The 16,089-nt window shown below is 47.2% G+C and carries 16 protein-coding genes and 1 tRNA gene; 4 read left to right on the top strand and 13 right to left on the bottom strand.

The genetic code is table 11. The features are described from left to right. Positions 1-147 precede the first annotated feature (147 nt). Positions 148-504 (top strand): c-type cytochrome, encoded by a 357-nt coding sequence (locus tag J7E85_RS31565; protein WP_076326397.1) that lies wholly within the window; start codon positions 148-150, stop codon positions 502-504. 100 nt (positions 505-604) lie between these two features. Here the strand turns inward: J7E85_RS31565 and J7E85_RS31560 are convergent, their stop codons facing one another. Both J7E85_RS31560 and J7E85_RS31555 read right to left on the bottom strand, forming a co-directional pair. Further along, entirely contained in the window at positions 605-919 is a 315-nt protein-coding gene (locus J7E85_RS31560) for a 4a-hydroxytetrahydrobiopterin dehydratase (RefSeq protein WP_215163962.1), read from the bottom strand. Between the two features lie 109 nt (positions 920-1,028). Then, a complete protein-coding gene (locus J7E85_RS31555) occupies positions 1,029-1,322 on the bottom strand; it encodes a hypothetical protein (protein ID WP_215163961.1) in 294 nt (97 codons plus the stop codon). A gap of 190 nt (positions 1,323-1,512) precedes the next feature. Between J7E85_RS31555 and motA the strand changes: the two genes are divergently transcribed. Both motA and motB read left to right on the top strand, forming a co-directional pair. Continuing rightward, the gene (motA, locus tag J7E85_RS31550) at positions 1,513-2,313 is read left to right on the top strand and encodes a flagellar motor stator protein MotA (protein ID WP_215163960.1); all 801 of its coding nucleotides are present in this window, start codon (positions 1,513-1,515) and stop codon (positions 2,311-2,313) included. Beyond that, complete coding sequence (motB, locus tag J7E85_RS31545; RefSeq protein ID WP_215163959.1) at positions 2,297-3,103, top strand: flagellar motor protein MotB; 807 nt, start codon at positions 2,297-2,299, stop codon at positions 3,101-3,103. The genes motA and motB overlap by 17 nt, the downstream gene beginning before the upstream one ends. 113 nt (positions 3,104-3,216) lie before the next feature. On the opposite strand, the gene rluF is transcribed toward motB, so the two are convergent. Continuing rightward, positions 3,217-3,918 carry a 23S rRNA pseudouridine(2604) synthase RluF gene (gene rluF, locus J7E85_RS31540; RefSeq protein WP_215163958.1) on the bottom strand — a complete coding sequence of 234 codons (702 nt, stop codon included), beginning with the start codon at positions 3,916-3,918 and terminating at the stop codon, positions 3,217-3,219. A 33-nt stretch (positions 3,919-3,951) separates the two neighbouring features. After that, complete coding sequence (locus J7E85_RS31535; RefSeq protein WP_215163957.1) at positions 3,952-6,246, bottom strand: ATP-binding protein; 2,295 nt, start codon at positions 6,244-6,246, stop codon at positions 3,952-3,954. A 362-nt stretch (positions 6,247-6,608) separates the two neighbouring features. On the opposite strand from J7E85_RS31535, the gene tadA reads away from it, so the two are divergent. Next, entirely contained in the window at positions 6,609-7,103 is a 495-nt protein-coding gene (tadA, locus tag J7E85_RS31530) for a tRNA adenosine(34) deaminase TadA (protein WP_076326364.1), read from the top strand. Between the two features lie 77 nt (positions 7,104-7,180). Here tadA and J7E85_RS31525 read toward each other — a convergent pair whose 3' ends face one another. From J7E85_RS31525 to guaB, 9 genes are all read right to left on the bottom strand, one after another. Beyond that, the gene (locus J7E85_RS31525; RefSeq protein ID WP_215163956.1) at positions 7,181-8,266 is read right to left on the bottom strand and encodes a hypothetical protein; all 1,086 of its coding nucleotides are present in this window, start codon (positions 8,264-8,266) and stop codon (positions 7,181-7,183) included. Between the two features lie 307 nt (positions 8,267-8,573). Continuing rightward, positions 8,574-8,723, bottom strand: a complete 150-nt coding sequence (locus tag J7E85_RS31520; RefSeq protein WP_215163955.1) for a small acid-soluble spore protein P — start codon at positions 8,721-8,723, stop codon at positions 8,574-8,576. 108 nt (positions 8,724-8,831) lie between these two features. Beyond that, positions 8,832-9,173 (bottom strand): hypothetical protein, encoded by a 342-nt coding sequence (locus J7E85_RS31515; RefSeq protein WP_076326361.1) that lies wholly within the window; start codon positions 9,171-9,173, stop codon positions 8,832-8,834. Between the two features lie 169 nt (positions 9,174-9,342). Continuing rightward, a tRNA-Ser gene (locus J7E85_RS31510) sits at positions 9,343-9,431 on the bottom strand. Between the two features lie 72 nt (positions 9,432-9,503). Then, positions 9,504-10,787, bottom strand: a complete 1,284-nt coding sequence (gene serS, locus J7E85_RS31505; protein ID WP_215163954.1) for a serine--tRNA ligase — start codon at positions 10,785-10,787, stop codon at positions 9,504-9,506. Between the two features lie 188 nt (positions 10,788-10,975). Continuing rightward, positions 10,976-11,563, bottom strand: a complete 588-nt coding sequence (pdxT, locus tag J7E85_RS31500) for a pyridoxal 5'-phosphate synthase glutaminase subunit PdxT (protein ID WP_215163953.1) — start codon at positions 11,561-11,563, stop codon at positions 10,976-10,978. A 15-nt stretch (positions 11,564-11,578) separates the two neighbouring features. Continuing rightward, positions 11,579-12,460, bottom strand: coding sequence for a pyridoxal 5'-phosphate synthase lyase subunit PdxS (gene pdxS / locus J7E85_RS31495; protein ID WP_215163952.1), 882 nt, complete (start codon positions 12,458-12,460; stop codon positions 11,579-11,581). 163 nt (positions 12,461-12,623) lie between these two features. Further along, entirely contained in the window at positions 12,624-14,042 is a 1,419-nt protein-coding gene (locus J7E85_RS31490) for a D-alanyl-D-alanine carboxypeptidase family protein (protein WP_215163951.1), read from the bottom strand. Positions 14,043-14,194: 152 nt separating this feature from the next. After that, entirely contained in the window at positions 14,195-15,652 is a 1,458-nt protein-coding gene (guaB, locus tag J7E85_RS31485; RefSeq protein WP_215163950.1) for an IMP dehydrogenase, read from the bottom strand. Positions 15,653-16,089: the final 437 nt, after the last annotated feature.

Here is a 16,089-nt window from a genome sequence, read left to right as displayed (position 1 = left end):
ATGAAAAAGCACAATTTTGTGTACTTTTTATGAAGCTACGCCGTATAGTTGCTTTTTTTGTCACAACTGGCTATGCTGTCTATGGATGTTGGTTTATAATGGAGACAAGTGCAAAAGTGCAGTATACATAGAAGGGACGATATGACGATGCAAAAATGGATCATGAGCGGATTGTTCTTCGTCGCATGTGCGTTGGCTATCGCGCTGATGTTTACGCTCCCAGGTAAGGAACAGGTGGCTCAGGAAGAGAAGCCGACCATGCCGGAAGTGACTCTCGATGCTGCCGCAGCGGAAGCCACAATGAAAGCAAGCTGTATTAGCTGTCACGGCGACCAACTTCAAGGCGGCGCTGGGCCGGCTTTGAATCAAGTAGGCGGGCACATGGATGCGGACGCAATCTTCAACGTTGTAACCAAAGGTCGTAAGGGAATGCCTTCCTTTAAAGATCAACTTAAGCCCGAAGAAATCGCAAACATTGCGCTATACCTTGCTGAGAAAAAATAAATCAGCTTATACGCTAAACACGCTTGCACCTGGAGTTCTTCCCGGTGCAAGCGTGTTTTTACATATTCGGGATCTCTGAGGGGACTAACCGTCCCCCCTTCTATTGTGCCGCCTTGCTATCCTTCGAACGACTCTTCTCATAGGCTTCGTTAAACTGCTGCGCTTCCTTAATATCCACAGCCGTAATGCCACCGTCGTCCCAAGAGGTGAGACGAAGTGTAACGACTTTATAATCTATGGTGATGTAGGGGTGATGTCCGAAAGCTTCTGAAATAGCTGCCACTTCATCAACAAAAGCGATTCCCTTCATGAAGGAGGAGAAGGTATACTTCCGTACAATCCATCTCCCTTGTTCAAATTCCCAACCCTCAAGCTTTTCCAGATGAGCCTCTACTTCTTGCTGCGTATAAAGCATCTTTTATCTTCCTCCCCGAAAAAAACCTATCTTAAAGCCGACTTACACGTAATATGGTCTTTCTGTCATCTATTCTATTCTGCCCTGTATCTGTTGATAACTGGAGTGATTACACAAGAGCCACAAAGGCCAACTCTTCTTCACCAATCAAAATATGTATTCGATGGTTCGTTTGATCATGCATGACCACGCCGCTGCCAACATTAATCACCGGCTCTGTGCCTAGCGCATAGAACAAATCCTCAGCCAGCGCTTCATGAACCTCATTTCTCTCGGCTTTACCCAGATTGCCCCAATCCTCAGCTTCCATTTCAAAGAAGACATAGCTGTCGGTAATTCGTCCGACCGCCTCGGTCAGTTCTGCCAGAATTTCGCCGTAATCTCTTCCGTGTTTAACGCCCATCTCCATCACTCCTTTCCTTGCCGTACTTAGCTTCGTTTCCCTTCCTTCCATTATACCGGAAATTACAACTAAAAAAAAAAGCCCGACCTGACGATAAATAGGATAACGCCCCACAAAGGGGCCCGGTTCTCCATGAGAACCGTTCTGACGAATGGATTCGTTATTTTATTTCTCACGGATGAGGTGTGGTATGGAAATTTCAACAATTATAGGCTTAATAATCGGTATCGTCGCGGTACTGGTGGGCATGGTTCTGAAAGGTGCCTCCCTTCTCGCTTTGTATAATCCGGCAGCCTATATAATCATTCTTGGCGGTACGGCAGCAACTTTATTCATCGGGTTTCCGCTAGTCGAGCTGAAAAAGATTCCGAAGCTGGTCAAGATGACCTTTGTGAAACAGAATCTGATGGACAAAACGGAAATGATCAAGCTGTTTATGGAATGGGCTTCGATCACACGCCGTGAAGGTCTGCTGGCTCTTGAAACCAAAGTCGATGAGATCGATGACACCTTCCTGCGTAATGGGATGCGCATGATCATCGATGGCAACGATCAGGAATTTGTACGTGATGTATTAATGGAAGATATTAATGCCACGGAAGAGCGCCATCGTTCCGGCTCATTGATCTTCTCCCAAGCCGGTATGTATGCACCTTCCCTCGGGGTACTTGGAGCCGTTATCGGTTTGATCGCTGCATTATCCCATATGGAAGATATGGGCGAACTTGCTCATGCCATCGGGGCAGCGTTTATTGCAACCCTGCTCGGTATTTTCACCGGTTATGTCCTCTGTCACCCGATTGCGAATAAACTCAAGCGTCTATCCAAACGTGAGGTTGAAATCCGCCTGATGATGGTAGAAGGCCTGCTGTCCATTCAATCTGGTGTATCCACCATTGCAATCAATCAGAAGCTCTCCGTGTTCCTGACACCGTCCGAACGGGCTGAGCTCAGCGAGAGGGAGGCTGGTGCTAGTGAGCAAAAAGACTAGACACGAGCCGCATGAGGAGCATGCCGACGAATCCTGGCTTCTTCCTTACGCAGACCTACTGACCTTACTTCTGGCCTTGTTCCTGGTGCTATACGCCATGAGTGCGACGGATGCACGTAAATTTCAAGAAATGAGCGAAGCCTTCAGTGTTGCTCTCAGCGGCGGAACCGGTGTGCTGGATTACAGCAAAACGGAATCCAGCGATGTTCCGCCCAATATTAAGGATCATAAAGCGACATCCCCTTCCGTTCCCGCAACAACACCTGACCAACGGCGTGCAGAGCTGATGCGTCAGGAACAACAGGATCTGGAGAAGCTGAAGAAGCAGCTCGATAATTATATTAAAAATAACGGTTTGACCTCGGAGCTCAGCACCAAGTTGAACCACTCCCAGCTTGTCATTACGATACGGGATAACGCCTTGTTCCCTTCCGGCGAAGCCGTTGTGAAGCCGGAAGCCCGTAAACTGGCCAAGGCCATCTCGCAAATGCTTCACAAGTTCCCGGACTATGAAATCATTGTATCCGGCCATACGGATAATGTGCCAATCTCTAACAGCCGCTATCCGTCGAACTGGGATTTAAGCTCGGATCGAGCCTTGCAGTTCATGAAGATTCTGCTTGCCAACTCGGAGCTGGATCCTAAACGATTCATGCCGATCGGTTATGGTGAATACCATCCGATTGCTGATAACAACACCGCTGCTGGGCGAGCGAAGAACCGCAGAGTCGAGGTATCCATTATACGTAAATACCAGGATAGCGCCACCTTTACAAGCGTGAATGAATAACCCAAAAGGGAACGGGTCCCTACAGACTATAACACACAATAAACAACCGATGCATCTGGACTACAGATCCCATCGGTTGTTTTTGTTTAAGATTATAGAAGTATTTTAGCCAGCTACTCGAGCCTGTAGTTCAGCAGCTGACCAAGCTCTTCCTTCTCCTTCTCGTTAAGATCACGCCATGAACCGATGCGTTGACTGCCAAGACGGATATTCATAATCCGGATTCGCTGCAGCTTTCGGACCTCATAACCAAAAGCGCTGCACATTCTGCGGATTTGGCGATTTTTCCCCTCGGTCAGAATGATTCGGAATACGCGCTCGGACATTCGAGTGACCTCACAGGGTAGCGTCATCTCACCCAAAATCTTTACGCCGCTGGACATCCCTCTAAGGAAGGATTCCGTTACCGGGCGATCCACCGTTACAATGTATTCTTTCTCATGTTTCCCCTCTGAGCGAAGGATCTTATTGACGATATCTCCATCATTCGTCAGCAAAATCAGACCCTCAGAGTCCTTATCCAATCGTCCGATAGGAAAAATACGCTCGTTGTGGCCTACAAAGTCTACAATATTGCCCTTAATATGCGGTTCGGTGGTGCTTGTAATCCCGACCGGCTTATTAAGAGCAATATATACATGCTTCTTCTTATCCTGAATCGGCTTTCCCTGGATCCGGACATCGTCGCCTTCCTCAGCCTGGCTTCCCAGGACAGCAACCACGCCATTAATGGTGACCTTTCCGCTCTCCACCAGCTTATCCGCTTCACGACGGGAACAATATCCCGTTTCACTGATAAATTTATTGATTCTCAAGATGCCATCCCCTTATCTGTAACTACTTCTTGCTTAATTCTCAATTGCATTCGGCTGAACCACAGGCAGAACTATACTCACCTTCGTGCCCACACCCACTTCACTCTCGATTTCCATCATACCCCGGTGACCCTGAATAATACGCTGGCTTACCATCAATCCTAGTCCTGTGCCCGTCTCCTTATTCGTAATAAACGGTTCGCCAAGATGCGGCATCAGATCTTCCGGAATGCCCTGCCCTTCATCCCGAATATCGATTTGTACCCATTCGCCCTTCGGCCTTGAAAGCTCAATCCAGATACTGCCGCCATCGGGCATCGCTTCAATCGCATTCTTGAGCAGATTAATAAACACCTGCTTGAGCTGATTCTCCTCACAGTGTACGTAGGTAAGTTCATCAGTAAATTTCAATTTGAACTCGATGCCGTACAAATGGGCTTGGCTGTCGAGGAATGAAATGACATCTCCCATGATGAGTCGTACATCCCTCTCTTGGAAATGAATCGCCTGCGGCTTCGCTAATATCAGAAATTCACTGACAATGAGGTTAATTCGATCCAGCTCCGACAGCATCAGATCAATATGGTCCGGATTAACCTTGTGGGTCTGCTGCTGAAGCTGCAGAAATCCACGGAGAGTCGTTAGCGGATTCCGGATCTCATGAGCAACGCCAGCAGCCAGTTGGCCAACAGTATTGAGTTTCTCCGAACGACGCAGCAGCTCCTCGATCCGATTGCGTTCCGTCACATCCCGAGACACGCTAATCATGGAGGTAACCTCACCGTTCTCGTCGCGCACCAAGGAGGTGCTAATACTGACCTCGATCGTGCTTCCATCTTTGTGAAGACGGATCGTCTCCACCGGAGGAAGCCGTTCTCCGGCCCGCAGGCGACGGATGCGTTCCTTTTCTTCTTCCTCCTTGGCAGGAGGCACAAGTGCAGGCTTCCGTCCAACCACTTCGTGCGCTTTCCAACCATACAATTGCTCAAACGCTTTATTCACACTAATAACCCTTTCATAGGTATCGGTTGTATGAATGGCATCGGCTGTCTGATTAATGACCGACTCCAGATATTCCTTGACAGACTGATTCTCATCGACCATTTGCTTCAACTGGCTCGTATAGTTGCCCAGATTACGTGTCATCGCATTGATTCGACCCGCAAGCTGCCCCAGCTCGTCCCGGCTGCTTACCTCCAGCCTTCGATCAAAGTGACCATCCGACACATCGTTTACTGTCCCCAGGATGGCCTGAATCGGCTTGGTAAAATACCCTGCAACAATATAACTGCCAAATATCACGATTTCCAATAAAACCAATGAGATCGCCACAAGACTTATCATCTGCTCCCTCATCACGGAGGAGATGGCTTCATAATCCATGACGACACTGATGACACTGGTCGGTTTATTTTCGGTTACGATGGGGATGAAGCTTTTTAGCACCTTCTTGTTATTGATAGTACTGACAAACACCACATTATCGCCAGTAGAAACGGCCCTCTTCACAGCTTCCGCATCTTGGTCCAGGCTCCCATAGTCGTAGGTGCCGAATGTAATCGGTCGATTGCGAAGTTTGTGGTGAACATCATCCGTTCCATCTTCTCTCATATATTCATTGCCAAACGTTTCAGGGTTGATGCCTGTTACTTCCAATATTCGCGGATTCGACTTCAAGGTCTCCTTCACAACCGTATCCGGACTTGTAATCTTCACAAAGTCCTTGATATTCGAATTCCTTATGTAGGGATCAATGATATAATTGCGCTTGCTATCGTAATAGTATCCCCATTTATCAATAAATTCCGGATTGGATGTGGAAAACTCAAACGGTCCTGACCAAAAATGTTCGGCACGCTGACCCTCGGTAACGGAGACGACTTTACCATACTGCAACAATTCCAGAAAAGCCGTATGCCAGTACCCCCAGTTCTTTGTTGAAAGGCCGATTTCATCTTGAGTAGAGGAACGGGCAACAACGACATCATCATTCGTCCGGACTAATAATGATATGTGGGTGACGCCGATCTCTTTACTCAATTCCACCAATTGCTGATTGGTTATATTATTAATATCCGGATCCAAAACCTTTGCCACATTGACCGCAGCTACCTTCAGCATATCACCGAATATATTATCCACATATGCAGAACTAAAGCCGGTTTGCTGGACCGTGATGGCAATCTGAGTAGCGGCCATTACCATTTTGGTTTCACTATCCTGCTGCAAATTTTCCTGGGTCGTGTAATAGTTCAGCGTAATGTTGAGCAGAAGAATAAATAATACCGATATGGACATGATCATCGATAATTTCGTCTTAATCGACAAGTGGCATCTTCACCTTTCTGCTGTCACATAGACGACTTGCGAATCTAATATCCTCATGATACCTTGATCACGAACGTTTGAAAAGACAAGCGGCTTTACGGCTATATGGTTTTTTTCCACAATCGCATTGCTATTGAAATAGGGAATCCTTACAATATAAGAGGCCATTCCCGGTAAAAAAACAGCGTATCCACAGATTGCGCACAAATACACAACTTATCTGTGGATAATGTGTATAACTTTGTGTATAACATTTTAATTGTCCACAATTCTGTCCACAACATGTTAACAAACGAATAAATGTTCGTTGAACATTGGGTATAAATACAGGGTTTTAACGGGCTGTGAAAGGAGACTTTAGTTTGATATCAAATTCAATAGACCCACTGGCTGTGGATAACGATAATCATGAACGCTGGATGAGAGAAGCCATCGCGGAAGCACGGAAAGCCGAAGAGCTCGGCGAAGTTCCTATCGGCGCTGTCATCGTGCGGGGTGATGAGGTTATTGGCCGTGGATACAATTTGCGTGAAACGACTTATGATGGGACGGCCCATGCCGAGATGGTGGCTATCCGTGAGGCAAGCAAACATCTTGGAGCATGGCGGCTGCTCGACTGCCGATTGTACGTGACGCTGGAGCCCTGTCCCATGTGTGCGGGTGCTATCGTCCAATCCCGGGTCCCACAGCTGATCTATGGCACTCGCGATCCCAAAGCCGGCTGTGCCGGCACACTGATGAATTTGCTTCAAGAACCGCGTTTTAATCACCGTACTAACGTGATTGAGGGCGTGCTGCAGGAAGAATGCGCATCACTACTCACTCAGTTCTTCCGACGTTTGCGCGGGAAAATATAATCCTTGTAAAGTAATATGTATAGAAACGTAAAAACCCGGCCATGATGGCCGGGTTCTGTTGTCTACGATGAATGATATTAATAAGTGCCCATTTGGCTCATGGATTCCTCAAATTGCTCCATCGTGATGACATCAGCATCTTTTGGAATACCGATTTTGAACTCTTGTTTAGCGTTGATGTTGTTGTATTGGGTGCTACCCTTCACAGCCAACTTCACGTTCTCTTTCGTTTCTGGATCATTGAAATCAACGTTCAACACAACATCCTGATATGCAGGGAAATCCTTTTTATCGATAGCCGTGTTGATGTTGAATGTGTTGATCTTCAGATACTTCTGCATCTCTTCCAAGCCCGCTTTGAATTCGTCTTGGTTAACGTTGGATACTTCAGCTTTAGCAGAGTCGATATCTTCTTGGGTCAGACCGAGCAATTCGCGGTACTCGTCTTTAGCTGCAATGTCAACAACCTTAGGTGCAACCTTGTTTACCATAATATCCAATGCTTCATTCAGGTTATCATTGGTTACAAAGAATTGAACCACTTGTTTGGCATCCACACCTTCTGGAAGGCCAGCATCTTTAACATTGATCTCTTTGAAGTATTTCGCTTGGTCATATTCACTCAGCAAAGCTTCAAGGATTTCGTTTACGAATTTTTGGGATTTCTCGGTATCCAGGCTTTCCGGATTAAATGTTTCACCGGATTGCTCAGCAAGCTCTTTCATATCCATAGCAAGGAACTTACCTACAACGTCCTCTGGGAATGGCAGCATTGGAATGCTTGGAATCTTAACGTAGATTTTCTCTTTCGTCATCACCATATCAATGTTGAAGGACATTGCCATGTCACCCTTCAGATTGATACCCATGTTCATCTCGGTTTGCATTGGATCCGCTTGGTAGATACCGTCCAGCGTAACCTCAGCATTCTTCAACATCGTCATCGCCTGTGTTACGCTTGGATCGCCTTCAACTGCAGGTATGTTAACTTGAAGGTCTTCAATGACAAATTTACTCTTCATTTCGTAGGATGTCATCTTCATCGCGTTCGTAGCAGCATTAGTCATCGCTGCCTTAGGCTCTTCTTTTTTGGCGCAGCCGGAAAGTACAACTGTCACTGTGAGCAGCAGTGTCAGCATGATAGCTGCAAACTTCTTGTTCATTAAAATTTCTCTCCCCTCTAACAGTCAAAAAAATAACAGACCTTCTAATCATAAACCATTTAACCAAAATGAGAAACACTTTCTGGAATATTTACTGAAATTTTATTTCCTTTCTTTTTCCATCCATCTTAAATTTAAACTTCTTAACATGCGAATAAGGTGGGGCCCCAAAATATTACACTTGAACACTAATACGGAAGTTGGACGCAAAAGGTTTCAAATCGAAAAAAAGAACTTCCTGTCGGAATACAGGAAGTTCCCTCGATTCTTGCTTTCTAGCCTCTCCGTATTTGGCTCCTACAGGCTTCTAGCCCTCCGGATTGTAATGTCCATCCTGTTTACGGATCTTCGCTCTGTGCGAGCCTGACAGCGGCTCCTGGCCGCCACGGTCATGATCCTTGCGCTGCTTCGGCTGCTCCTGTGCTTCCGGTACCGGAATCGCCTTTGGTTTGCTCATCTGATAGCCCTCCATTTCATGGATCACAACGATGTCCTACGCCTGTCCTGCCTTTGATGTCCATATCATGAAGGACAGTATGGAAACTGTCTCACTCATTCAATGGAGCTAGTGATGCGTGATTTGCTGCAGCGTTTGGGCACACTCATGAATATGACGCGTATAATCGCCCACCATGCCCTGAATGTTCTCATTACGCTCATCCGTCGTCGCACCCTCACGCTCTACATCGACCAGATCGACCTTCACTTCTCGCGAATCCACATACGTGCATTGAAAATCAAACGAATAATCCTGGCGACCTGCTGCATCAATGTGAATGCGGATGGCGTTCGGATCCCCTTCGTCTGCTGCCACTTCTGCGCGATCTCCCGGCTTTAATATGGTGGACAGCCTTTCCTGCCAGGCATTGACCAGCGTCGACTGATCTACATTAAGTTCTGAGTTCATGTTCACACCTCCCCTTCTCTATAAATTGCGATAACAGGGGATGTTTTATACAGCAGACTCCATAAAGCAGAAACCTACTGCAGAACAGAACAATCAATGCCTTCCTCTAGTAAAAAAGACAATAAAAAAACCGATTCCTTAAAGGAAACGGCTTGCGTTTGATTATGTATGGCGGAGAGGATGGGATTCGAACCCATGTGGGCTTGCACCCTAACGGTTTTCAAGACCGCCCCGTTATGACCGCTTCGGTACCTCTCCACGTGGTAATGATCCATGCAAATGAATCACGTGCAAAAATCATTATACCACAAGTCAACCTACTTTATCAACTCATTTTTTCTGTTCGATGATACTAACATTCCCCATGTACGGGCGAAGTACTTCAGGAATAACTACGGATCCGTCAGCCTGTTGATAGTTCTCCAGAATCGCAGCGACGGTACGGCCTACTGCGAGTCCGGAACCATTCAAGGTGTGGATAAATTCCGGCTTGCTCTTCGGTTCCGGGCGGAAGCGAATGTTGGCACGGCGAGCCTGGAAGTCCCCGATATTCGAACATGAGGAGATTTCACGATATACTCCGCTCTCTGGAAGCCAAACTTCCAGATCGTATGTCTTCATGGATCCAAAGCCCATATCCCCGGTACAGAGAGCCATTACACGATAAGGAAGATTCAACAGCTGGAGCACACGCTCCGCATCCGCCGTCATCTTCTCAAGCTCATCAAACGATGTTTCCGGATGTACAATCTTCACCATCTCAACCTTGTTGAACTGATGCTGACGAATAAGTCCCCGTGTGTCGCGCCCTGCCGCGCCGGCTTCCGAACGGAAACAGGAGCTGTACGCCACGTAATATTTAGGCAGATCCTCACTATTTAAGATTTCCTCGCGATGGTAGTTCGTTACAGGAACCTCAGCGGTTGGGATCAGATAGTAGTCGGTATCGCTAATTTTAAATAAATCCTCTTCGAATTTAGGCAGCTGTCCTGTTCCGTACAAACTGTCCCGGTTGACGATATATGGAGGCAGCATTTCCTCATAGCCGTGTTTGTCGCTGTGCAGATCCATCATGAAACTGATCAAGGCACGCTCAAGGCGAGCACCCAAACCTTTGTAGAACGTAAACCGTGAACCCGTTACCTTCGCACCTGCTTCAAAATCCAAAATACTCAGGTTCTGAGCAAGCTCCCAGTGGGCCTTAGGCTCGAAACCGAAAGCTTTCGGCTCCGCCCAGCGGCGGATTTCCACGTTCTCCTCCTCTGAGGCACCTACCGGCACACTCTCATGAGGGATATTCGGAATCGCCAAAGTAAGCTCGGATATGCTGGCTTCCAGCTCACGAACTTCCTCATCCATCGCTTTAATCTGGTCTGACACTTGGCGCATTTCCAGAATCAAATCATCTGCATTCTCACGATTCTTCTTCAGCTTGGCTACTTCAGCCGACACGGTGTTGCGGCGATTCTTCAAACTTTCGCTTTCCTGCAGCAATTCCCGGCGCCGGGCGTCAAGCTTAGGAAAATCCGCAATCAGATCGAGCGATTTGCCTCGATTCTTCAGCGCTTCTTCTACACGACTGTACTCGCTGCGCAATATTTTTACGTCTAACACGGGAAACCCTCCTAAAGTAAAACATCCATCAAGTATATCGAAGCAGCTGCCCTATATGTTGATAAAAAGCCTTGGGACAGGCTGCATTGTACGTTATTACATACGATACATCTTATTGTATTTCAGCGAAAAAGACAACTTGACTCCCACATACTGCCAAAGAGTCAAGATGTCTTCTACTGTAACTATTACGTCTGTGGTGCCGTAGACCGGGATCGAACCATCTCCACAAAATATTGATGAAGTCGGTAATCATCCGTCAGCTCCGGATGATAGGAAGCTGCGAGCAGATGCCCCTGTCTGGCTGTGACAATCTCATCCTTATAAGTGGACAGGACCTCAACGCCCGCACCCACTTCCAGAATGAGCGGCGCACGGATGAAGACAGCCCGCACCGTTTCTTCGATTCCTTTTACAGGCAAATCGGTCTCGAAGCTTTCACGCTGGCGTCCAAATGCATTTCGCGCCACCGTGATGTCCATCAGCTTCAGATGAGCCTCTTCGTCGCCTTGAATTCGCTCAGCCAGCACGATCAGTCCGGCGCATGTTCCAAATATCGGTTTACCCTGGGCTGAGAACTGACGAATCGCATCCATAAAATCATACTTGCGCATCAGCTTACCGATGGTGGTGCTCTCACCGCCAGGGATGATCAAGCCGTCAATGCCGTCTAACTGCTCGACCTTCTTAATCGGCACCCCCTCGGCACCAGCAAGCGTAATGCTCCGTATATGCTCTACAACGGCACCCTGAAGTGCCAGTACTCCGATCTTCATGTTACCCCTTCTCTCTTACCAGCCTCGATCCTGCATGCGCTCAGCCGGACTAAGCTTGGATATCTCGATGCCTTTCATCGGAGTACCCAGGTTCTTGGATACTTCAGCAATCAATTTATAATCATCATAATGCGTAGTCGCTTCAACAATCGCACGAGCGAACTTCTCAGGGCTGTCCGATTTGAAAATACCGGATCCAACAAAGACGCCGTCAGCGCCTAAATGCATCATCAATGCGGCATCTGCAGGTGTTGCCACGCCGCCAGCTGCAAAGTTAACGACAGGCAGCTTGCCTGTCTCATGAATGCCCTTCAGGAGGTCAAAGGAAACACCGAGGTTCTTCGCTTCCGCATACAGCTCGTCCTTCGACATGTTACGAACTTTACGGATTTGACTGTTGATGAGGCGCATATGGCGAACAGCTTCCACGATATTACCTGTTCCCGGCTCGCCTTTCGTACGGAGCATGGATGCACCTTCACCAATACGACGAAGCGCTTCACCGAGGTCCTTCGCACCGCATACGAACGGGACCGTGAAATCCCATTTATCGATATGGAACACTTCATCCGCCGGTGTCAGCACTTCACTCTCGTCGAGATAATCCACGCCAAGAGATTCAAGCACTTTCGCCTCAACATAATGACCGATACGAGCTTTGGCCATAACTGGAATGGATACAACTTTCATGACTTCCTCAACGATGGTTGGGTCAGCCATCCGTGCTACTCCCCCAGCAGCGCGAATATCGGAAGGAACGCGCTCCAGCGCCATAACTGCCGTTGCACCGGCAGCTTCAGCGATCTTCGCTTGTTCCGCATTCATGACGTCCATAATGACGCCGCCTTTTTGCATTTCCGCCATACCTCTTTTTACAGTTGATGTTCCTGTTTCCATGTCCCCTAGCCTCCCGATTATATGTTGTATCTCATCGCCATTACAGCATTCTCTGGCGATCTAGTCTGTACCTATATAGGTGCATGCTTGCAATGAATCTAACTTGATATTTTACCGCATCAAAATCAAATACACAACCCATTTACTCGGAATTTATCGGCGGTTAGAAAAGATTTTTGATGGAATCAAATAAATCGGCGAAAAAGTCTCCAATCGCCCGCAGGAACAAACTGAACCAGCCTGCCTTCTCAACTTCCTCCGCGGTGATTAGATTTACCGTTTCGGTCTGGGTGTCCTTCATACCTTCTATTTTATATGTGTAGGTCACCGTACCAACCTTCGTATCCTTAGCAACAGGAGCTGTCAAGCTGGAGGAGTCCTGCTTGGCTTCAAAGGTAATGTTCTTGCCTGTTGAGCCTTTGGGTACAACAAAAGTGACTGCTTTATCGGTTACGAGTGCAGCTTCCTTGCCTTTACCCTTCTTTACTTCGACTTTTTCAAAGCCTTGCACGGTTGCACCGGCAGCTTGAGCTTCCTTAACTTCGAAGTTGTCAAAGCCGTAATCAAGGACTTTTTTGGACTCTACAAAACGGGCTCCTTCGGATTTCGTACCCATGACCACACTAATCAGCCGCATGCCATCACGCTCAGCGGTACCCGCGAAGCAATACTTAGCCGCATTGGTATGACCTGTTTTTAAACCATCCAATCCTTCATAAGCATATTTCTTGAAGTTGGTAATATCTTTATTGGCTTCAAGCATCCAGTTGTAGTTGATGATCGGATTCGTATCCCGATCCCGGAATTTGTGGGATTGTATAGCTGTGAATCTTGCAAAATCAGGGTGATCCTCGACGATGAATTTGGCAAGCAAAGCTGTATCCATTGCAGACATAACCGTTTCCTTATCCTCTTCAGGACGATATTTCTTGGGCATATCCGCACGGCTGAGGCCTGTAGAATTGATAAAAAAAGCTGTTTTCAAGCCCATCTTTTTCGCCGTATCATTCATCATGGCAACAAACTCTTCTTCGGAACCAGCCACATGTTCAGCCAATGCTACCGTAGCATCGTTCGCTGAACCAACAGCCATAGCTATGTAGAGTTCTTCCACTGTATGTTGATCGCCTTCAGCCAAAAATATGCGTGATCCTACTGTCTTGGCTGCATTCTCCCCTACAGTGACCACATCATCCCAAGCCAATTCGCCTTGCTTCACTTTCTCTGCCACGATATATTCCGTCATCATCTTCGTCATGCTCGCCGGTGGTAATGCCTCATCAGCATTAACGGATAGTAGGACCTGTCCTGTTGATGGCTCTATCAATACGGCAGAGCTTACATCCAGTCCAAGCTGATCAATCGATGGCACTTTATCCGGCTTCGCATTATTTGTTGTCGCCTTCTCGGTTGTCGCTTTGTCCTCTGTGGCGTTCGTTGTATCCGCTGTTGCCAGCATATTAGGTGCCGCGAGTGAAACCGCAGGCGCAGCAGAGAAACAAAGTATATTAAACAGCATCAAGGATGCCAACGTTCTTTGAATGCGTTGTCGCTTATTCTTCTTTACAGACATGTCTATCAATGGAACTACTCCCCTCTAATTCTCAATAAGTCATTAACTTGTTCTATTCTATCATAGGGGGGGTATCAAAAAAAGACAAGCTAGATGAATTTCATCCAGCCTGTCCAGGAAATAAATAACATATACTATTTATCCTTGTTCTTTCGAATGAATTACAAGGAATAGTTAGGTGCTTCTTTGGTAATTTGGATATCATGCGGATGGCTCTCGCGAAGTCCTGCTCCAGAGATACGGATAAACTGGGTCTCCGTCCGTAGTTCCTCCAGGTTTTGCGTACCACAATAGCCCATGCCGGAGCGCAATCCACCGATCAGCTGATGGATGGTATCTGCCAAAGGCCCTTTGTAAGCAACACGACCCTCGATACCTTCCGGAACCAATTTCTTGTCGTCATCTTGGAAATAACGATCTTTACTGCCTTGTTTCATAGCAGCAAGGGAACCCATACCGCGGTAAGCCTTGAAACGGCGTCCTTGATATATCTCAGCTTCGCCTGGGCTCTCCTCCGTACCGGCAAACATGCTGCCCAGCATAACGGCATTTGCACCAGCTGCGATTGCTTTCGTAATTTCACCTGAGTACTTGATACCGCCATCTGCGATAATCGGGACTCCGTACTCCTTAGCAACCGTTGCACAGTCATAAATTGCTGTGATTTGCGGTACGCCAATCCCAGCAATGACACGGGTCGTACAGATCGATCCCGGCCCAATTCCGACTTTAACGACGGATGCACCGGCTTCGATAAGCTCTCTTGTACCCTCGCCTGTAGCCACGTTACCAGCGATAATCGTCAAATCTGGATACACTTCGCGCAGTTTGCGAACGGAATCAATGATATTGATGTGATGACCGTGGGCAGAGTCAACGGTAATGACGTCTACGCCAGCTTTCACAAGCGCCTCTGCTCTTTCGAAGGTATCCTTGGAGATTCCAATCGCTGCACCTACAAGCAGACGGCCCTGAGCGTCCTTCGCTGCTCTAGGGAACTGAATCGCTTTCTCAATGTCTTTAATGGTGATAAGCCCTTTAAGAACATTATCATCGTCTACCAAAGGCAGTTTCTCAATCTTATGCTTCTGCAAGATCATTTCGGCATCCTGAAGGGTCGTTCCGACCGGAGCTGTCACCAGATTCTCGCTGGTCATCACTTCACTGATTACCGTATTGTAGTCATGAACAAAACGAAGGTCACGATTCGTCAAAATCCCGATCAGCTTATTGTTTTCATCTACGATCGGTACACCGGAAATCCGGTACTTACCCATGAGTTCCTCTGCATCGGATACAAGATGATTAGCATGGAGTGAGAAAGGATTCGTAATAACACCACTTTCCGAACGTTTAACCCGATCTACCTCTTCTGCCTGTTGCTCAACGGTCATATTTTTATGAATAATGCCGATTCCGCCTTCTCTAGCAATGGCAATTGCCAAAGGAGCTTCCGTTACGGTGTCCATCCCAGCACTGATGAGCGGGATGTTTAATTTCACATGCTCGCTCAATTTGGTGCTAACATCCACTTCTTTTGGAAGTACCTCGGATTTTCTAGGAACCAACAAAACATCGTCAAAAGTGAAGCCTTCCTTGCTAAACTTATCTTCCCACACCTGGGTTATTCCTCCTTTTTGTCGTCTTCCTGCGGACTACAACTAACTGTCAGAGCTGGACCGGACGGCATTTTCAAGTATTTTCAGAAATATATTATTGCCATCTTAGCAAAGGGCCCATAGGCTGTCAAGGATTGAAATTCGCCCTTTGCTCGAAGTTCGCAAGTATCCATCCAGCGCGTTATCCTGTCCCTTAGGAATGGACAAACGGACCGGGCTTCTTCTATTAAATGGAGAATCACCCACGTTTAAGCCTAGTCTGCCAATATGCCAATCCCTTAATACATTTCCTAGGGGTTCAATAAATAGCTGTCGTTTAGTATCACCCAACCTGGTACGAGATAGTCTCGATTTCATAAATACATGTTTTTGAATATAGGAAAAGACCGCTATCGATTACTCGATAACGGCCTTTATGGTTTTTCGCTTGGCGACGT

Origin of the sequence: Paenibacillus sp. ISL-20, assembly GCF_018613005.1 — a bacterium.
GTDB lineage: Bacteria > Bacillota > Bacilli > Paenibacillales > Paenibacillaceae > Paenibacillus_AQ.
This window is presented reverse-complemented; position numbering and strand designations above follow the sequence as displayed.